The organism is Methylobacter sp. BBA5.1 (assembly GCF_000746145.1).
Taxonomy (GTDB): domain Bacteria; phylum Pseudomonadota; class Gammaproteobacteria; order Methylococcales; family Methylomonadaceae; genus Methylobacter; species Methylobacter marinus.
In genome coordinates, this window is record NZ_JQKS01000002.1 from 37,975 (window position 1) to 58,252 (window position 20,278).

A 20,278-nucleotide genomic window follows, 5' to 3' on the forward strand; every position below is an offset into this window, starting at 1 on the left:
CATGCGTACCCTACGGTTTATATCGGTTAATAATCGCCCCCGCGAAACTCCAGCCGGGACTGCGCGTGCCGGGCGCAGTCCGTCCAGTCCAGTTCGTCCTCCGCCTTGTCGATGGCGGTCCTGACCCGCTCGTTCAGGTTCGAGCTCAGGTAGATGCCGGACAACGCCGTCACGAGCCCGGCCATGGTCGTCAACAACGCTTCCGAGATGCCGCCGGCCATGCCGCGCGCGTTGCCGTTGCCGAACATCGCTATGACCTCGAAGGTATGGATCATGCCGAACACGGTGCCGAGCAGGCCCAGCAGCGGCAAGGTCTGCGACAGCACCGTGATGCTCTGCAGATAGGCGCCGGCGGAGACTTGCAATTCCCTGATCAGTCCGGTGCGCAGCCGCATCGCGATCGGCAGCGGCGCGTTTTTGTAGTGGCGCCAGGCGGTCTTCACGGCCTCCAGTTGCCGCGGATAGGAATAGTACAGATACAGGTACCGTTCAATGATCAGTATCCACATCAGCAGCGATACCGCCATGATCGCCCACAGCGCCGTCCCGCCCTTGTCCATGAACGCGGCGGCGGTATCGATCAGTTCAGTCGCCGACAGCATGCAGGCTTTCCTCGCGGCGCGCGACGATGGCGGCGCTTTCCTCGTCGAGCATGTAAATGACCTTGCGGGTGCCGCCGGACAGCCAGTTATGGGACAGCAGCAGCGGAATCGAGACGATCAGGCCCAGCTCCGTGGTCACCAGTGCGACCGAAATACCGCTGGACATCAGCTTGGGATCGCCGTTGCCGAACAGGGTGATGGACTGAAAGGTTTCGATCATGCCGGTGACGGTGCCCAACAAGCCCAGCAGAGGCGTCACGCCGGCAAAGATGGACACGGTCGGCAGAAAGCGCTTGATGGCCGGGCGCTCGCTGAGAATGACCTGGTCCAGCTTCAGGCCCAGGGTTTCGGCATCCATGAGCGGGTTTTCCCGCTCAACCTGACGCAGGCGGGTCAACGGCGAGTCTTCGCCTGTGTCGTCGCCGTGCCGCTGGCGGCTCATGCGGCGCTGGAGCCGCATCAGCACCACGGCCCGTTCGGCAATCAGCACCAACCCGATCACGCCCAGCATGATGATCATGTAACCGATGACGCCGCCCTGATTGACGTGTTCGCCCAGATCCGGCGACTGCACCATCAGCGACAGGATGGCGCCGCGCGAAGGGTCGAGAGCGACCGGCGCGATGCCGGTTTTCGTCTGTTGTAATTCCCGCGCCAGGTCGGTGTACCGGGACGAAGGCTGCCGGCCCAGTTCCACCAGGCGCCCCGTTTCCGGCAGATAGCGCAGATAAACGCCGTCGGACACGACATTGAAGGCGCCGATCCGCACCACTTCCCGCCGTTGTTCCTCGCCGCCGATGGTAATGACCGGCGCCTCGAAGCGCTTGACCTTTCCGGACTGCACCATTTCGTCCAGCAGCAGGTACCAGAAATCCTCCATTTCCTGAATCGTGGGGTTGGACTTGCGTTCCGCCAGACGCTTGACCAGCGGCTCGCGGTCCGGTAGCTGCGCGGAGATCAGCGAAACGTTGAACAGGCTCTGCACGTCTTTTGACGTCTGCCTGACGACGCCGAAAAGCTCGCCCAGCGACCCCATGCGCTCGTGCAGGCGCTCGGACTCGGCCTGGATGAAGGGATCGTTTTCCTCGTAGCGTTGTTTCAGCGCCGCCCCGCGAGCGCGTTCGGCGGCCAGTTTGCTTTTCAGCGCCTGCAGCAGCGCCGCCTTGTTATCGCGTGCCTGGCGGAACACCTGTTCCCGAGCCTCCAGTTCCCTGCTTTCCAGAACGCTTTCGTTATGCACCTGTTTAATCAAATCATCCAGCGAACGGGGATTATCCGCCGCCATCGACTCCGCGCCAATCAGCTGACTCAACAACAGAGCCGCCGCGGCCGGCCATTTGAAACGCTTGCGAGACATCATTGCAAAGCCTCCGGCGCCGCAACCGGCAGCTTAAGAAGATCGGGAGCCGCCTGTTTCTGGGCTATTTTCAGGCCCTGGGAAATTGCGCTGCGATAGGCATCGGGCAAAACCTGCCAGTCTTTCTTGTCCCGGTCCCAATAGCCGGTCTGGCTATTGTCCAGGGTCAGGTAATAAAAGCCCAGCCGGCCGAAGCGCAGGAACTCCACCGTGCGCTTTTTACCGTCCAGGTCCAGGTCGCCCTTGTAGGCTTCAATGGTCCGGCCATAGTCGGTTTCGACCATGTAAGCCTCGATCAGGCGGTGGTATTTTTCGGCCAGATCGACATCGGAACGATCCAGCAGCTGATGCAATTCGCTGATTCTCATGCGCCGTTCATTTTCCAGAAAGGGGGCGTCCAACTCGACGAACTCGTCCAGTACCTTCAGCATACGCAACATCAACGGCATGATATTGCGCTGGGTCACATCGATTTCCTGCATCTGTCTGGCCAGTTCCGCCTTTTCCTGCTCCTGGCTGGCGACGATTTTTTCCAGCTGGTCGTGGTAAATCTTCAGGTTTTCAAGCTCCAGGCTGGCGGCACGGAATTCCGATAACATCGATTGCGTCTGATCATCCAGTTTCTCTACCGTGTTCTGTGATTGCCGGGCCTTGTTCAGCAATTGTTGCTGGCTCAGCGCCGCCGACTCCGTATGCGTGGCAAAACAGGTTGCTGAAAAGCCGCCCAGAAAAAGCGCCGTTAAAAATTGTCGGAGCAGGCTCCGCCAAGGACATGTCATGAATTTATAACCTCTTGTCATTAATAACCGTCGTCACTGCCGAAACTGAAAATTGTTGCGTCAGGACCGTGTTCTATAATTTTTCGCCATCGTCCGGCTGCCTGTCGGGAGCATCGCCCAATAACGCCATGAGCCGGTCCAGCTTGACATCCACTTGCGTTACATATTGCTTGAGCTGAGCCATTTGCGCTTGTATATCCTGGGTATTTTCATGAACATGCTGGAAATGCACCTGAAAATACCGGGGCAAGGGAAACAGGTCCAGCAAGTCATCGCCTTCGCGAACGCTGCGCTCTTCAGGCATGTTGGGGGGCATGGCTCTTCTTTTGCGTTCTTGCACCAACTTTGATGTTTTCATGCTTCCTCGCTTCGAGTTGATCGGTAAAGGCACTCCAAATTCATATCGGCAATAACATTAAAGACGTTCCCAAAATACAGATGCCCGGCCAATACGTCTGCCGACGCCGCCGGAGCCAGAATTCAAAAAATCCATCCCTGGACTCTACCACGCCATGCCTGGCGGTTTTTTTAAGGCTATTGAAGTTCCGAACAGGGGATCTGTGTGGGGGGAAAAAAGGCCGCTATTACAGAGCTTCAATCAACTAGACGAACCAGCCGCAAAAAACCCTCACCTGAAAAATAAAAAAATTAGTTTCAGTTGATTGCCGGGGATGCATTGGTGCCCGAAAAGGCAGTGTATGGATTTATTAGAGACAGCACAGGCGGAAGCGGGACGAAGGGAACAGGATGGGTTGCTCAAAGGCAAACGCTCCAGGCGATGCGGTGAAGCTCGCGAATGATACCCTAAAGGGCACAAGTGCGCCTCCTGGCGTCGGCACATCCTATGCCCATGCTTTTTTAGCATTGAAAATGAATTCAACCGTCAACCGATGATGACCAGCCAGTCGCTCAGGCGCGTTATTTTGACCGACAAGGTCTTTTCCAGTGTGTCCAGGATGCGCTCCGGCTCGCGCAGGTTGATGCGGCCGTTGATTTTCAGTCCGCGCAGGCTGCTGTCCCTGAAGACCACCATGCCGTTTCTGTAGCGCTGGACCTGTTCGATCACGTCGCTCAGGGCGATGTCTTCGAAAACCAGGTAGCCGTCCAGCCAGGACGTGGCCTGTTTCGTATCGAGCCGGCCGGTTTCGCCATGCCCGGACCGGCCGACCGATACGGCATCGCCGTCCCGGAGAACGACCGACTGCCGCCAGCGCTGGCCATCCGTGACTTCCACGCGGCCGGACAGCACTTTGACCTCATCGCTATGGTCTTTCTCGTGCACGAAAAACCGGGTGCCCAGCACGCGCGTGATGGAATGGTCGGCATGAACGATAAACGGCCGGCCGGCATCGGGCCGCACGTTGAAGAAGGCTTCGCCTTTCAGCAGTTCGATGCTCCGCCTGTCGCCCTTCATCGTGACCGCCAATGCGCTGTCGGTATTAAGCGTGACGGCGGAACCGTCCTCCAGATACACGGTTTTCTGTTCGCCCACCCCCGTTACATAGTCGGCCTGGAACAATACGGCCAGCTCAATGCGGAAGACGAACAGCAAGGCCAGGCAGGCGACCATCGCCAAAGGCAGCCGAAAGTGACGGCGCGCTTTGTCTTTCGGCCGCGGAAATTCGGCTAATGGTGTTTCGGCCTCGCTTAATGCGCGTTTCAGGCCAGGGTCACCCCACAGCATACAGAGTTCATCAAACGCTTGTTGATGCGCCGGGTTCTGAGCCCGCCAGCGCGCGAACGCGGCTTTTTCGGCATCGCCGATCGTGTCCGCGCGCAGCCGGACAAACCAGGCGGCCGCCTGTTCGTCGATCAAATCCTCGCTATCCGATGCCTCGTCAAAATCGTTGTCTGTATGCTTCATACCGGTATTTTATATCAGCGTGTTTATCAGTGGACGATTTTGATCACGCGCAACCTCATTTAAAATGTCAGATCAAAGGGGCGTCTGTATCGTGCGGATGCCCTGTAGGGGTGGCCCTACGTGTCCGCCCTGCTTCCGGATGCACAATAAATGATCAGAGAACCGCTGGCCAAAGGCGAACCGTTGAGCAAGGGCGAACACACAGGTTCGCCCCTACGTATCCGCCCTGTTTCGGGTGCGCAATGGGTTATCGAAGAACCGCCAGACAAAGGCGAACCGTTGGGCAAGCTCGTAGGTCGGGTTTACCCTAAAGGGCATAAAAGCGCCGCGTAACTCGACACTTTCGCGCCACAATGCGCCCACTTGGCTTCGACCTGTCGGGTTACGCCAAAGGCTAACCCGACCTACGGTTTTTGGCTTAAAATTCATATACCCCTGCTCGTAGGTCGGGTTAGCGCCGCGTAACCCGACCTACGGTTTTTTGGCTTCAAATTCATATACCCCTGCTCGCCCCCTGAGTCGTTCGTGGTGAACTATTCAGGTTAATAAGACCGGTTCAGTCGATATCGGGTTTTAGCACTAACCTATGCTCGGGTTTACCGGCCAGCAAGCCGATCGGCAGGCCTTTTACCCAATAGCGGTGCTGGTCGCGGTAATGGGGCGACAGCGGATGCGAGGACTGGCCGCCGGGCATGTGCAAAAGCGCCTGGTCGAGGTGGGCGGGCGAGACGACCAGCCGTTCGCTGGCGCCGAAGCCCGATCGGGTGACGCGCACGCAAGTGGCGCAACCGGCCAATTCATCCGCCGGCATGTCCAGCAGAAACCCGAGCAGCGGCACGACCCTGGAGAAAGGATGGCCGATTTGCGCCTTGTTGATTCGTCCCCAGGTCAGTTCGGACAGCGCCGTATCGGGATAAGCTGTCTTCAATTGCCGCGCGCTGCGCTTTAGCTGCCCCAGGATGAAGTCGTCCCAGGTGCGGTAATTGACCGGGTCAGGCAGCAGCCGCGGCACTTTCTCGGTCAGCATGGCCTGCAGCGGCGTGTCGATATAGGTCCAGGCATAGTTGAAATTTTTATCGATATTTCGGCTGGCCGCCAGGAATGGGCTGAACACGCTTTGCGCCAGCTGTTGCCGAAACCTCACCAGCAGGGCAAAGCCCAGGCTGTCCGTGTCGGCCCTGCCGTTCCAGGCCAGCAGCGTGTCGCGCAGTTCCCGCAGTTCCGGTTGCTGCTCGGCATTCCCGGTCGACAGCGCGCGCAACGCCAGCTGCTGATAAAAATCATAGAATTCGTTGCCGGTATCGAGCTGCAACGCGAACAGCGACCACTCGTTGATGCTCGGCATCTGTCCCAGCCGCTGGGTGATGCGGTAGGCCCGGTAGCCGCTGGCGAACTGGCGCCCGATCACGTGCGGGTATTCTTTGCCGATGCGCCGGTCATTGGCCGATACCAGCCAGCCCGAGGGCGGATCGATCTCGCGCGGCAACTGCTCCGCCTCGACGTAACCATCCCAGCCGGCCGAACCGTCGGCCCAGGAGCGGCTGACCGAACCGTCGAAACCGACGCGTCTGGGAATCTGGCCCATGACCGTCCAGCCGATACGGCCCTGGTTATCGGCCAGCAGGAAGTTCAGCTGCGGGCCGCCGGTGCGGTTGACCACTGCCATGGCCTGCTCCAGCGTTTCAGCCTGGCCCAGGTCCAGCAGCTCGAGATTGACGGCATTGTCATCGAGCGCGCTCCAGTGCACGGCCACCGGTTTGTCCAGCAACGGCGCCAGGGCCACCGGCCCCCAGATGCTGCGCCGGACAGTAATCTGCACGGGCTCGTTATCCTTAACGCGGATGCTTTCGAGGGTTTGTTCGAAGTGTTGCCATTTATCGCCGACGCGGTACTGATCGGGATTATCCGGATTGATCTCCAACGTCACCAGGTCCAGGAAATCGCCGGTCAAGTTGGTGGCGCCCCAGGCCAGGCGGCCGTTGCTGCCGGCGATGAACACGGGCGTACCGGGCAAGGTCACGCCCGCCGTGCGGCCGGCTCCGTCCTCCAGTTCCGCCCGATACCAGATATTGGGCACCGAAATGCCCAGATGCATGTCGTTGGCCAGGATGGCGCGCCCGTCAGACGTTTTCGCGCCGCTGACGGCCCAGGCATTGGAGCCGGCCATGAGGTCCCGCAGTTGCACGACTTCGGCCAGCCTCACCGCATCCGGCGCATGCCGGGCCAGCATGGTTTCCAGCGAGGCCGCCGGAATCGGCCTTACCGGCCGGTAAGGCTTGGCGTCGCCATACAGGCTGTCGGTGAACCGGTCGGTATCCGGCGTCAGGAACGACACGACATCGGCCGGCAGGCTTTTCTCCATGACCGTCAGCATGCGCTCCTCGCGCTCCGCCCAAGCCGTGAGGTTATCGAACATGCCCAAAACCACAAGCAGGCTGTCTTCCGGTTTCCAGCGTTCGGGGCGGTACGCCAGGGCCGTGAATTCGAAAGGCAGGGCCTGGGCGTTGTCGATATAGCTGTTGATGCCTTCGGCGTAAGCCTCGAGATAGCGCCGGTGCTCAGGCGGCAGTTTCGCCACGACCGCTTTCGCGACGCGCGAAAAGCCGTAGGTTCTGGCTCTGATGTCGTTATCGACGGCGACTTGCCCGAAGAGCTCGGCCAGCCGGCCAGCATTCTTGCGGCGCATCAGATCCATCTGGAACAGGCGGTCGCGCGCCGTGACATAGCCGAGCGCGCGCAGGGCATCGGCACGGTCGCCGGCCTTGATCACGGGAATGCCGTGCCGGTCGGATGTGATCGTGACAGGCGCGGACAGTCCTCTCACCATGAATTCGCCGTCCTGCGGCGGCAGCGATCGTTGCAGAAACAGCAGGCCCGCGCCGGCGATGAGAGTGCTTAGACCGAGGAGGGTGAACAGGGTATAAAGGAATAGTTTTCGAATTCGTTGCATGGATGTTCCGGATTTTGTGCCCTTCTTGATTATTCTGGAATTATCATAAAGCCCTCGAAGGGGCAAGCCTATAAAATTTCGGGCTCTTTGTTTTCATAGGGCTTGGGTAATGTCAATCAGCTTATAGACTGGGATAAAGCCTTGTAATTCCGAACCATTTTTCGAAACGCGGCCATGTTCCGCCTGTACAGGCCATGCTGTATTGTTCCTTCCGAACCGGCGCATCGGTTTTATGGGCCGCCGGACTGGGAAAGGCATCGAATCAAACTTATCGTTAGATAGCAATAGATTGATCCAAAGAGCCTGCCTTTGCCTGAACATGCCGGGGCAGAGCCTTTTCAAGATTTTCAGGCGAAATTGACCGCTTTGTCGATTCAGGCAATATGCAGTGCTTTTTATAACTGATGTTACGATGGGCCGTTTTTTATCCTGCCTGCCGCGCTGGCGATAGATTGTCAAACCGATCTTTATAGGGCTTACGCAGTTTGCCTGTTCATCCGCCGAAACAAGCGGATTCAAAACCTGTGGAGGCGACTTCAGTCGCCTTTTATCTGAATGGGCGACTGAAGTCGCCTCCACAGGCTGGCGTAAGTCCTGCTTTATTCAACTGACAGTGACCCTATCGTCTGAATGGTCATGCATGCGTAGGTGCGAATTTATTCGCACTAGACTGAACAGCAAGCGTTTCGGGCCGAATACCCTAAAGGGCACAAGTCAATTCGACCCTACCGTTGAATTCAAATAACCGCCGCGCGGGAGGTACTTTAGTAAATCTGTCTCAATTCAACTTATGCGTAACATCAGTTCATAAATAGACGCGTGAGCGCCCGATTCCCCTCACCTGTGAAATGACGGTTCGAAGAACGCATGGAAAGACTGAAACCGACGGGTTGGCCGCTTTAATTGAACTATGTTATTTAACACATCCCAACAAGGGAAATACCTTAGCGCTAAACAGGCGTATGCCTTGCCGGATGGCATTTTCGCCCGATAAAAACAACATCAAAAATCGCATGCCGTCTTGAAGCTAATAGCCTGACGGCGCTAATACCTTAATATTTATAATGTTATTGTCATTTCAGGCATAAAAAATGCTTTTTAACTCAGGCGCGGATTTGTATTCGCGCATCGCTAAACGCTCATGTTTCCCGGGCGATCTTCATTACGTACGCTATCAGACATCCAAGGAAGAGAAATTGAACCTAGAAGCCCTGTACCAGCAACATCAAAACGAGCTGATCTATCATGTCTTCGGCATACTGCATTGTCGGGACATTGCCGCGGATATTGTTCAGGAAAGCTACATTAAATTGTCGCGCGAAGCCGAAAGGCAAAAGATCGAACACCCCCGCAGCCTGCTGTTCCGCATCGCCCATAATCTGGCACTCGACCACCTGAAGCATAGAAAGGTGACGGAAAACCATGCGCAATCCCTGGATCCGACCCTGGTTCCGGCCAGCGAATCGCCATCGGCCGAGCAACTGGCATCGGAAGAGCAGAGACAGCGGATTTTAAGGCGGATCATAAACGAATTGCCGCCCCGCTGCCGTCAGGTTTTCATCATGCACAACCTCCACGGCATGAGCTATCGCGACATAGCCAGGGAACTGGGCATATCCGAAAGCGGCGTCGAAAAGCACATCATGAAAGGCCTGCTGCACTGCCGCAAGCAGATGAAAACATTGCTGCCGGAATAGACACCTATAGCAATCAGCCGTTATTTGAAAGCAACGGCTGTTGTGAAAATTGAGTTTGGTTATTGACAGGCCAGCCTGAAAAATTAAAGGCGTACCCTACCGGGCCACTGCCATTCGGTTAAGGATTTGACAATCAATAATCGCCTTGTTGTAAATCCGGATCAGCGTTTGTGGGAGCTTTGTGGGAGCGATGCCTTCATCGCGATTGGCGGCCTTTAGTCGCGATGAAGGCATCGCTCCCACGGGATCATAAAATTGGCATCGAGGTATATTTTGAAGCCAATCCTAAATCTCCAGTTCCATATCCAGCACCAGCGGCGCGAACATTCCCCTGACATTGTCCCGGACAAATGCCGGCGCCTTTTCGGGTGAGCCAGAGTTATAAGGGGGTGCGGGATCGTATTCAGCCTGCAGTTGAATGGCTTGCGCATAGTCCTTGCCGCGCAAGGCGGCGACAATTTCCAGGCCCAGATCAATTCCGGCCGTGACGCCGCCGCCCGTCACCAGATTGCCGTCCCAGACCACGCGTTCTTTCACGGGCGTCGCGCCGAACTTTTTCAACAAGTCCAGCGTCGACCAGTGCGAGGTGGCCTTTTTGCCTGCCAGCAGGCCGGCCTTGCCGAGCAGTAAACTGCCGGTACAGACACTGGCGATATATCGGGCTTCAGCCGCCCTGGTTTTAATAAAGTCGATAAACGGCTTGTTTCTCATGGCCTCCAGCGTCCCTTCCGCGCCGCCGGGAACAAAAAGAATATCCGGTTTGGCCGGGCATTCGCTCAGCCTGTGCGTGGGCACGACTGAAAAGCCGCCGCAATCCACCGGCGTCAAATCGTCGGTCGGGGAAATCAGGCACACTTCGGCGCCCATCATGGCATGAAATAAAAACTGCGGATTAATCAGATCCGGCGCATAAAATCCAGGATACAGCAGCATGGCAATTTTTTCATTGCCCATCATTTTCACGCCCGGAGCGCTCATCAAAGCCTTATGCGCCTGCAGAGAATCCGTTTTGGCCTGGATTTTTCTCTGCGCAGCGCTTTCGGCGGCTTTAACGCTGTTTCCCAAGGGGGCGAGGAAAGCGCCAAATAATGCCAGCTTGGTAAATTGTCGACGATCCATAAAATAGTCCTGATGATAACTGTAGTATTAATGTAAGCCTTGATGGCGCCGGTAAGCGCCATCACCTATTGCCAAAGCCGTCAAAAGATCACCGAGCCGCTGAAATAGACGGTGGTGCCCTGAGAAGGCATCACGCGCGTGTCGAAGTAATTCAGCCGTTGAAAATACTCGTTGTCGGTCAGGTTCTTGACCGATATGCCAAGCTTGTAACCTTTTGTTCGATAAGCGATGTCTGCATCTATGGTGTAAAAGCTTTCGCTTTTGTACAGATTGTCTTTGGCCAGATAGGTGCTCGACTGCGCATAGATGCCCGCGCCCGTGCTCCATCCCTTCAACATTGCGTCCTGGAAGGCGTAATTGGCCCAGAAACGACCGGAATGCTTCGGCACACCCGGCAAATGGTTGCCGTCAGGCACGCCTGCCAGATCATCGGTGAATTCCGCCTCGGTAAAGGCGTAATTGCCCAACAGACTCAAACCTTGGGTGACCTGCCAGGTCATATCCGTCTCGATACCTGTCGAGCGCTGCTGCCCTTTGGTGACCGACCGGAATTGAGCATCGGTGAAATCCGTGACCCTGACGTTTTCCCGCTCAATCTGATAGACCGCAAGCTGGCCCGTCAGCTGTTCGGCAACATTAAACTTTACACCGGCTTCGATCTGCTTGGAGAGTTCAGGTTTGGGTGTCGAGGCATAGTTGGCCCCGCCTTGGCCGCGCATGCCTTCGCTGTAGTCGACAAATAGCGAAAATTCATCGGTGATGTCAAACAGCGCGCCGACATTGGGCAGGAAACGGCCGGTATCCGATTTGAAGCTTGTCCCGTTCATGGTATTGACGAAATCTGTCACGACATTGCCGCGGCGCACGCTCGCCAACAGGTGCAGGCGGTCATAGATCGTGCTTTGCAGCTGGATATAGCCGCCGTAAGTCGTGTTTCTGGTGAATTGAGTCTGCTCACGCGTGCCCGGAGTGCTGTACGGAACCCGAAAGGCCGGATTGCTCAAGTCGACAAAGTCGACGGGAAAAAAATTGAAGTCCATGAAACCGTCGTCATCCAGCTCGCTGAAATCGGCGCCGAACAACACGGTATTCCTGGTCGGACCCAGGTCGAATTTGGCCGTGGCATAAACCTGTACGCTCTTTTCTTCCTGCTCTTGACCCAGTTCGCTGTTGATCAGTCCCCAGGTTGACGGGGCAATGAGCGGCTGGTCGGCGCCAAAGCTAAAACCGCTGCCGAGCAGGTTCTGCGCCAGGGTATCGAATTTGGAATGGGAATAGCGTCCTTTAGCGGTAAATGACCAGATATCGTTCAACTGGTGATCCAGCGTAGCCCAGACGCCGTAAAATTCCGAATTGCTTTTTGCGATATCATCCGGACCGATGAACAGTTCCGGCCGGATCCTGAAATTGCCAGCAACAGTGCCGACCGCCGGCAAGCCCTGGTAGTCCTGCTGCTCCCATCGTGAAAACTTGCCTTGCAAGGTGAACGTGGTATCGTCGTTGTTAGTGAAGGTCAGGGTAGGATTGACATTGAACCGGTCCGTATCGAGCACGTCGATATTGCTGGCGCTGTTCGTGTATTCGCCCGTGAAACGAAACAGGATGTTGTCGTTGATCGGCTGGTTCAAGTCCACGAACGGCTGGGCAAAGTCATACAGCCCGGCCTTAACCCCTATCTCATAAAACGCCTCTTTTTGCGGCATCTTGGAAACCAGGTTGATCATCCCGCCCACCGGGGAGCCGTTGCCGCCGCCGTAAAGCACCGCGTTGGCGCCTTTCAATACTTCAACCCGCTCGATATTGACCATACTGCTCTGGTCTCCGGAATTTAAATATTGGTTGAAGCCGTCGATAAACTGCCGCGCCGCAAACCCGCGAATCAGGGTCGGCTCAAAATTGGGCGTGATGGCCGAAAGGCGCGGAACCACGCCGCTCACGTTGCGTAAACTTTCTTCCACGGTAATGTTTTGCTGGTCATCTATTACCGCGCGCGGGATGACCTGGATGGACATCGGCGTCTCTAATATCGGTGTGTCGGTCCGGGTCGCGGTACTGGCATTCACCGCGTTGTACCCCGACATCGCCACGCCCTGCACGGTCATATCCTCCTGCTCGACCGGGCCGGCATAGGGCTTTTCGGATACCGGCTCGGCCGGGTAGTTCTCTTTCGGCGCCTGGGCCAGCAGGTTTTCGGCGGTCAGGCTGCCGCGGGTCATTTCCAGCGTGATGGTGTTGTCATTGCTGTACCGGTAATTGAGCCCGGTGCCCTGAAGCAGTTGTTCCAGCGCTTCCTCCGGCGTATAAGTGCCGTTCAGCGCGGGAGCCTCCAGACTTTCGGCGATGTCACTGTCATACAACACTTGCAGCCGCGTGTCGGCGGCAAACCGGGTCAATGCCCCCGATAAGGATTGCGCCGGAATATTGAATGGCACCGATTTGCCGGTATCGGCGGCATGGCCGTTTTGTCCCGTGGCAAGCAGAACAGCCAGAACCCCGGCTGTTTTGAGCATTTGTTGTCCTTGTTTGCGGCTTTTCGATAATTTCATGCTGTGTTTCTCATTGTCCTAAAACGTTAACCTTCAGGACAAAAGACGAAGCAGCTGAGGTTTACCCTTAGTCGCGGGAAAAAAAATGTCGGAATGACCTTACAGACAGAATGAGCATCAGTAGTAGACGCTTTATGCGGCGCTTTTGCCCGCCATGAGCGCTATGGGATAGGCGCGCGTTAATAAAGCAATACCAGACGTTCGGACAGTCTCAGGGATCTTATCTTCAACGTGGCCTTGATTCCGTCCAGCGCGGCGTTCGGGTCCGTGGTATCGAACACGCCGCTGACGATATGCCCTTTCAGCGCGGGATTGAGCAGCAGGATCCGGCCGCGCCGGTAGCGGTTGACTTCATCGATCACCTCCGGCAGCGGCTGGCGGTTGAAAATCAGCTGGCCGCGCTGCCAGGCGAGCGCCTCGAGCATGTCGGCGGACATGACCGGCCCGAGCCGGCCCTGTCGATAAGCAACCTGCTGATTCAGATACACCCGCACGGCTTCATCGCTGTTGCCGGCCGACACTTCCACTGTGCCTTCGCTGACGGCCACGCGCAGGGCGTCGCCGGAGTTCCTGACGCTGAAGGCCGTGCCGACCGCGCGGGCGCGGGCAGTGCCGCTGGCCACGATAAACGGTCGGCTTTTATTCGGCGCCACATCGAAATAACCCTCGCCGCGCAACAGTCTGATGCGCCGCTGATCGGCCGAGAATTCCACGCTCAGCGCGGTATCGGTATTCAGGGTGATCCGTGAGCCGTCATCGAGCGCAACGGTTAAGCGCTCGCCCGGCGCCGTGTGGTAGTCGCTTTGCCAGTTCTGGTAGAGGATCGGGAATTGATGGCTCAGCGGCACGGCAACGGCCAGAACCAGCGCGGAGGCGGCCAGGAAGCGCCGGGAATAGGGACGTTTGCCGGCCATGGACAACGGCGCTGCCTGTGCCTGCTCGGCCTCGACTTTTGCCTGCACCCGTTGAGCGGGCGCTTCCAGCATGGCCCAGAGCACCCGCATTCGGTCATAAGCCCTGGCATGTTCCTGGCTGGCCTGATACCAGGCTTTGAACCGGGCCACTTCCTCCTCGCTCACGTCACCCGCCTGCAGGCGCGCAAACCAGACGGACGCCAGCTCGGAATCGGATGGCTGCGATGAGGAAGGTTTCTTGATGGGCATGGCCGAATATTGTAGTACGACAGGGTATCCAATGAACAGGAAAGGCTTTTTAGTAAGACGTTCGACAACCCTGTTTGCCCTTACAAGACGCGCATTATTTTTGCGTCGTGATTCGAAACTGCTCAATCAAACTGTTGGCGAATCTGCTCCAGGGCCTTGCGCATATGGCTTTCCACGGTACGGGGAGAAATGGACAGCGCATCGCCGATCTCGGCATAGCTTTTGCTTTCCACGCGGCACATCAAAAAAACCTCGCGGCATTTCGGCGGCAGATCGTAAATAATCCGTTCAAGCATCTCCAGTTGCTGGCGGCCGGCCAGCGCCGCATCCGGCTCCGGTGCCTGGCAGACCAAATCGTCCGTAACCGGCCCGGCTTCGCGCTGCAGCTGACGGGTCCGGCTGCGAAGATGGTCAAGGGCAAGATTATTGGCAATCCGAAACAAATAGGCACGCAAATTTTCGATCGTATCCACTTGACGATGCTGAACAAGGCGCAAATAAGTCTCCTGACTTAAATCCGTTGCCGTTTCGGCGCACTGTACTTTATAAGTCAAAAATTGCATCAAATCCTTTTGATGCAGTAGAAAAAAAGATGACAAACTCTGCTCGGGCAATAGACTCATCAACAAATACAATCCTTTGATTAAGGGTGCTGTTATTGAAAATAAGGAAGGGAAGGCTCCCCTTAATCCTTACAGCAAATATGATGCCACTTATCGCTACCCTTTAAAGGGAAAGGCTTCCCGCTCATCTCTCCAGTTAGAGCCTGCAAAAACACTGTGTCATATGGCCTATAAAGTGCGGCATATAACACAGTTTTTTTTAACGGATATACGCGGGCCATTGTTTCAGGTATTGAGCATTCGGCTAAAAACAGCCTCCGATATCCCTTCAGGTTAAGGATCGTTTGTGTGTGAGTGATGCTCACATCGCAATTTAGAAAAACCGCAAGTCGCGATGTAGGCATCGCTCCCACGCCGGTTGCCCGCATTTGAAACCGAGCCATTGTTCAATGGCCGAACCTGAGCGGGCGACTCTGAAAGAGCCTTATAATCCGGGGCACCGCAACGTCAAAGGCGCCTGAAGCAAAGGCGCTCCATGCCGCCGGCCCTGACTGTCAGTGCACCGCTGAGGCCCGGCCCCAGGTCCAGGTCCACCAGGCGCCATTGACCGGCCGCGCCGTAGCGCGCGGGCAGCGATATGAACCGGGAAGCGCCGTCCACCGAAGTCACGACTTGCGAGACGTCTAGCGAAATGCCCGCGCCGATCGCCTTCACAAAGCTTTCCTTGCGGGTCCAGAACCGGTAAAACGCATCGGCTTTTTCATGCGCCGGCAAGGCCTGCCAGAACGCCTTCTCGGTTTCGGCAAAACATTCCTCGGCAACGGCGGCGCAATCGAAGCCGTCGAGCCAGACTTCGATATCCACTCCGACAGGCTCGTGGCGGCTCACCGCCAGCATCATTCTGTCGCCGGAATGCGACAGGTTGAATTTGACCTCGTGCGGGCGGCCATCGACAACCAGATAGGGTTTGCCAGCGACTTCCTGCGCAAAGCATAGGGTTTCCGGCGGCTTGTCGATGTAGCGCGCCAGTATCGTCCTGACTTTGCCGTGGCTGATGACGTACCGGGCGCGGTGCTGTTCCTGGACAAAGCGCAGGGCTTTGGCCTGCTCTTCTTTATCCAGCAATGCCCAGTACCGTTGATATGCACCCTCGGTAGCGGCCAGTGCTTCAAACCATAGATCAATGTCTTTATCAGCCAATCGACGGACTCCTTATTGGATAATAGGCCGGGTTTTCGCTAACGCGCCGATCCAGCCCGCACCTCTATTCTTTATCATTTGCCAAGAGCCACGGGCTCGAACGATGCGCTTTAGCGCCTCAGCATCTTATCGCCCTGCCGCAGTTTCGACAACGGGCCGCGATGGCTTTTCGCCTTGCGTTTCTGTAGCCAGCGGATGACACCGGTCGTATAAAGCACCAAGGGTGCGAAACCCATAACACACCATACAATCCGACCTGCAAGCCCGAAAGCTTCACCGTTATGGAGCGGCCACAGCACGTTCAAAAACGTTTCGCCCGCGGTAAACTTGTTCGGATCTTGTACGGCCAGTACCTTGCCGCTATATTGGTCGATCCACACTTTGCTGCGCGGCCATCTATAATTAGCTTCCCCTGATTGCCTTTTCGAAATACAGTAAACGCCCTCTTGACCATCCGGTGTTGATATTCCGCGCAATTCCGTATTAGGGAAAATGGTATTGGCTTGTGCCACGGCCCGCGCTATTGAAAGAGGCTGTGCATTACCTATAACCCTGGATTTTACTTCCGGTTCTTCTAAATGCTTTTCCTTGACGGCTGAAAAACCGCGTATCAACGGCTTGATATAATCCGCATAACTAAACGAGAAACCGGTAAACGCTAAAATCAGCAGGACGATTGAACTGTAAAACCCCGTGGTTTTATGCAAATCGAAGTAAAACCGCTCCAGACTTGCACCCCGCTTAATAGTCACTGCTTTTGTGAATTTCCTCCAGCGCGGCCACCACAAATAAAGCCCCGTCAACGCGGAAATAAACAGAAACAAACCTAGAAAACAGACCGTCCGGACGCCGATTCGCCCGATCTCAGCACCTAATTTACCCGTCATTAAAGCGGCATGAACTTCATAGATTAATGTCCATAGCGTTTGCCCCCAATAACTCTCCGCGACGATTTTTCCGCTGTAGGGATCGACCAAAACACGGAACGGTGCGTAAAGCTCATCGGCGGTTTCTACAGGCTTTGGATAGACCACCCACAAATAATCATTGCCGTAGTTCGGCAACAGTATTGACCATTTTCCTCGTTTTTCCGGATGGGCGGCTTTAACAGTTTGCATGATTTCATCCAGGGAACGCGGTTGCGCATTGGCTTCATGACGAACTGGCGGCAAGCCATACTCCTCCAGTTCATAAATAAACACATTAAAAGAACCTGTCAGTCCAAGGACGACGAAGAAAAAGCCTATCGTCAGAGCAACATACAAATGTACCGTTAGCCAAAAACTCCGAAAACGCCCCCGCCATCGTGAAGTTCTATAACGGTTCTCATGCGTCAACTGTGGCAGTATGTTTTGTAAAGCCATATCCTCATGCTCGATCATTTTTCATCAACCCGTTCATGTTTAATCAAGTAAGTTCGTAGCTTGGGCATAATTTTTATGCCCGACAAACCAGCTAAAATTCCAAACGTATCGACCCCATAGCCGTCAACGGCGCACCAGGATAAATGCCGACACGCGGCGGTGCGTTTTGAAAAGGATCGGTAGACTCGTAATAGGTTTTATCCAATAGATTGCGGATATTAAATTGTGCAATTAAACGTGAATCGCGGAGCTGGTAAGCATAGCTGGTGAAGGCATCCAATCGGACATATCCGGGTAAAGCAAAAGTATTACCGTCATCACCTTGCCGTTGTCCGGTAGCAAACACACCCAAACCGAAACTCAAACCATTCAGTGGCTCATAGTGATGAATATCATATTTAAGCCACAGACTGCCGGAATGCTCTGGAACGTTGTTCAGGCGATTGCCTTGAAGACCGGAAAAATCTTTGGTGATGCGCGCATCGGTGAAAGCATAGTTGCCAATGATACTGAATTCATCGGTAATCTGACCGGTTACATCCAACTCGATGCCTTGGCTGCGTGCTTCACCTATCGCAGCAACGGCAGAAGGATCAGAGCTGTTAAAATCCCGGGTCATGATATTTTGCTTGGTCAAATAGTAATAAGCTAACGTTGTCATCAGCCGCTGATCAAACAATTCGATTTTAAACCCCGCCTCAAATTGTTCGCCAATTTCCGGATCGATAGTGGCGCCACTATCCGTTACCCCATTGTTAGCACCGAACGAAGTCGTCCAGTTGCCATAGACACTGGCCCATGCCCAGGGCTGATAGAGAATACCGACTCTGGGACTAAAACCCTCATCCCTGCGGGAAGGTAAATCGGCTTCCGCTGCACTGAACGATTCGCCGCGGCCACGACCGGTGGTCGCCCAGTCATAGCGGCCGCCACCCAGAATATGGAGAGCATCCCAAAGTGTAATGTGATCTTGAAAATACACACCATACCATTCATCCCTAAAAAAACTGTGGCTAGCACCGGCTGGAAAAGGCGTGGCCAGTGCAGCCGAGTAAAAGGAAGGATCAATACCGTATACCGGATTGTAAATATCGATTTCTAAGCCCGGTACTGGAGCCTGAAAATTTCCACGGGTCAGGTAGGTGCCGGTTGATCGTAAATAATCGAAACCGACAAGAGTTTGGTGTTTTGTGCCCCAAAGTTCTAAGTTACCCGTTAAATCAAGATTAGTGGTATAGGTTTCACTGTCGGATATTTGAGAAAATATATTACGTAGATAGGCGCGATTTCCTGCACTCGGATCCAAAAACTGTTGGACTGTAAACGCATTGGCGGGTTTGACGGAAATATTGTTATCATGGATAAACGAAGCCAAAAAACGGGTGCGCAATGTCCAGTCCTCATTGAGCGCATGGGTTAAATTGAAGCCGAGATTCACCTTGGAATTAGTATCGACAGGATCGTTGGGATCGATAAAGGATCGGCTGACGGGAACAGGCGCCGGGCGGTCGCCGATAGCGAATAAGCCTCTGTCAACCTGGTAATCCTCATCCAAAGCTTCTACTTCCAGGGATATTTCGGTGACATCGCTAGGCCGCCAGGTCAAAGACGGATTCACCAGAACCCGGTCATTAAAACTGAAATCTCGAAACGACTTGTTGTTTTGATAAGAGCCGGAAAATCGATAGCTTAACGACTTATCATTGGTAATCGCATCGGTCGCATCCCATTCGGTTCGATAGAAATCGTAAGAGCCGAAACGCTGCTCCACGGAATAATAGGATTCATCCCAAGGTTTTTTGGTGACCAGGTTGATTAAGCCGCCAGGTTCGATACGGCCAAACAAAACCGCAGCCGGGCCTTTGAGCACCTCTAGACGCTCCAAGTTGGCGGAATCAAATTGAGCTCCATCTCCTATACTCAAGCCATTGGCAACAAGGCCATTACGGTAAACCCGTCCACTTCTGAAGCCACGGATAATAAAGCCATTGCTTAGACCCAAAGACGATTGCGGACGCACGCTGCTGACGTTTTCGAGCGCATCTTTGATTGTTGTTGTTTTTTGATCGTCCATTACCGATCTCGGCACCACCTGAATCGACACCGGCGTTTCCATAATCGGCGTGTCGGTCTTGGTCGCCGTACTGGCATCAATCACGCTGTACCCTGACAACGCCACGCCCTGCACGGTCATATCCTCCTGCTCCACCGAACCGGTAAAAGGTTTTTCAGGCGTCGGATCGGCCGGGTAGTTTTCTTTCGGCGCCCGGGCCAGCAGGCTTTCGATGCTCATGCCCTTGTTTTTCGAGCCGGCCAGGGCGATGACCTGGTCGTCGGCAAACCGGTAGGTGATGTCGGAGTCGGCCAGCAGCTTCGCCAGCGCCTGCTCGGGCGTAAAAGTGCCTGACAGCGCCTTGGATTTGACATCCCGGACCAGAATGGACGGATAGCTCAGTTGAATGTCGGTGGTTTCCGAAAATGCCTCCAGCGCGGCCGCCATGCCCTCGGCCGGAATGTCGAAGCGGAACAGCTCAGGTTTGCCGTTCTCCCCGGACTGGCCCGGCGCCGCATGGCACAGCGTCAGGATCAAGGCCAGGCCTGCCGCCCGCTTTCCGGACAGGCGGTGTGGATTGGTCGCCGATGCGCCGACCGGTAAATGCTCGCGTTTCCGTATGGCCGACGCTCCATCGGCATTTTTCGCAGTGTCTATCATGTGCTCACCTTATTATTAGTATTATTAAAGATGCGTTTTAATCTCGCATTATTAGGAGATAGACGAGCTTGCGAGACAATGTCCTCACCTGCCTGATCGGAATTTACCTGTGACAGGTCGGTTTTTTTTGTAGCGGCGGAGCATAGCGGCAAACGGAATAAACCGCGCGTGCGCGATATTGATTAAACTAGGGCCATGAGTGTACTGTCTGATTTTTTACTGACCTTGAATGCCGTCCTTACGGCATTCGTTCCCAAAGTGAGCCACGGTCCGCTAAGACCGGCTTGCGCAATTGAACTGGCGAAGAAAAAAGTTGAAAGCAAAACGTATTATTTTAATCCTGTCCCTGTTTAGCCTGTTG

Annotated in this window: 15 protein-coding genes; 2 read left to right on the forward strand and 13 right to left on the reverse strand. The window is 55.2% G+C overall.

From position 1 onward, the window contains the following. Positions 1-26 precede the first annotated feature (26 nt). The 5 genes from EK22_RS01245 to EK22_RS01265 form a co-directional block, all read right to left on the reverse strand. Entirely contained in the window at positions 27-602 is a 576-nt protein-coding gene (locus EK22_RS01245) for a MotA/TolQ/ExbB proton channel family protein (protein ID WP_036247282.1), read from the reverse strand. Further along, positions 586-1,962: a MotA/TolQ/ExbB proton channel family protein gene (locus EK22_RS01250; RefSeq protein WP_036247285.1), complete on the reverse strand. Its 1,377-nt coding sequence runs from the start codon at positions 1,960-1,962 to the stop codon at positions 586-588. The genes EK22_RS01245 and EK22_RS01250 overlap by 17 nt, the downstream gene beginning before the upstream one ends. Next, positions 1,959-2,738: a DUF3450 domain-containing protein gene (locus tag EK22_RS01255; protein ID WP_036247287.1), complete on the reverse strand. Its 780-nt coding sequence runs from the start codon at positions 2,736-2,738 to the stop codon at positions 1,959-1,961. The genes EK22_RS01250 and EK22_RS01255 overlap by 4 nt, the downstream gene beginning before the upstream one ends. 73 nt (positions 2,739-2,811) lie before the next feature. Beyond that, positions 2,812-3,096, reverse strand: coding sequence for a hypothetical protein (locus EK22_RS01260; protein WP_020158456.1), 285 nt, complete (start codon positions 3,094-3,096; stop codon positions 2,812-2,814). Positions 3,097-3,621: 525 nt separating this feature from the next. Next, a complete protein-coding gene (locus tag EK22_RS01265) occupies positions 3,622-4,602 on the reverse strand; it encodes a FecR family protein (RefSeq protein ID WP_036247300.1) in 981 nt (326 codons plus the stop codon). 150 nt (positions 4,603-4,752) lie between these two features. On the opposite strand from EK22_RS01265, the gene EK22_RS01270 reads away from it, so the two are divergent. Then, the gene (locus tag EK22_RS01270) at positions 4,753-4,935 is read left to right on the forward strand and encodes a hypothetical protein (RefSeq protein WP_020158458.1); all 183 of its coding nucleotides are present in this window, start codon (positions 4,753-4,755) and stop codon (positions 4,933-4,935) included. A gap of 223 nt (positions 4,936-5,158) precedes the next feature. Here EK22_RS01270 and EK22_RS01275 read toward each other — a convergent pair whose 3' ends face one another. Then, a complete protein-coding gene (locus EK22_RS01275; protein ID WP_051961579.1) occupies positions 5,159-7,552 on the reverse strand; it encodes a penicillin acylase family protein in 2,394 nt (797 codons plus the stop codon). Between the two features lie 1,091 nt (positions 7,553-8,643). On the opposite strand from EK22_RS01275, the gene EK22_RS01285 reads away from it, so the two are divergent. Continuing rightward, positions 8,644-9,249 (forward strand): RNA polymerase sigma factor, encoded by a 606-nt coding sequence (locus EK22_RS01285; RefSeq protein WP_081917715.1) that lies wholly within the window; start codon positions 8,644-8,646, stop codon positions 9,247-9,249. Between the two features lie 285 nt (positions 9,250-9,534). On the opposite strand, the gene EK22_RS01290 is transcribed toward EK22_RS01285, so the two are convergent. From EK22_RS01290 to EK22_RS01320, 7 genes are all read right to left on the reverse strand, one after another. Beyond that, a complete protein-coding gene (locus tag EK22_RS01290; protein WP_051961581.1) occupies positions 9,535-10,368 on the reverse strand; it encodes a DJ-1/PfpI family protein in 834 nt (277 codons plus the stop codon). An 80-nt stretch (positions 10,369-10,448) separates the two neighbouring features. Next, positions 10,449-12,914, reverse strand: coding sequence for a TonB-dependent siderophore receptor (locus tag EK22_RS01295; RefSeq protein ID WP_051961583.1), 2,466 nt, complete (start codon positions 12,912-12,914; stop codon positions 10,449-10,451). A 179-nt stretch (positions 12,915-13,093) separates the two neighbouring features. Beyond that, on the reverse strand, positions 13,094-14,077 hold the full coding sequence (locus EK22_RS01300; protein WP_020158464.1) for a FecR family protein: 984 nt from the start codon (positions 14,075-14,077) through the stop codon (positions 13,094-13,096). 122 nt (positions 14,078-14,199) lie between these two features. Continuing rightward, positions 14,200-14,700 carry an RNA polymerase sigma factor gene (locus EK22_RS01305; protein WP_036247302.1) on the reverse strand — a complete coding sequence of 167 codons (501 nt, stop codon included), beginning with the start codon at positions 14,698-14,700 and terminating at the stop codon, positions 14,200-14,202. 447 nt (positions 14,701-15,147) lie between these two features. Next, a complete protein-coding gene (locus EK22_RS01310) occupies positions 15,148-15,840 on the reverse strand; it encodes a 4'-phosphopantetheinyl transferase family protein (protein WP_036247303.1) in 693 nt (230 codons plus the stop codon). A gap of 110 nt (positions 15,841-15,950) precedes the next feature. Then, positions 15,951-17,204, reverse strand: coding sequence for a PepSY-associated TM helix domain-containing protein (locus EK22_RS01315; RefSeq protein WP_051961618.1), 1,254 nt, complete (start codon positions 17,202-17,204; stop codon positions 15,951-15,953). Between the two features lie 91 nt (positions 17,205-17,295). After that, complete coding sequence (locus EK22_RS01320; RefSeq protein WP_081917716.1) at positions 17,296-19,917, reverse strand: TonB-dependent siderophore receptor; 2,622 nt, start codon at positions 19,915-19,917, stop codon at positions 17,296-17,298. Between the last annotated feature and the right edge of the window lie 361 nt (positions 19,918-20,278).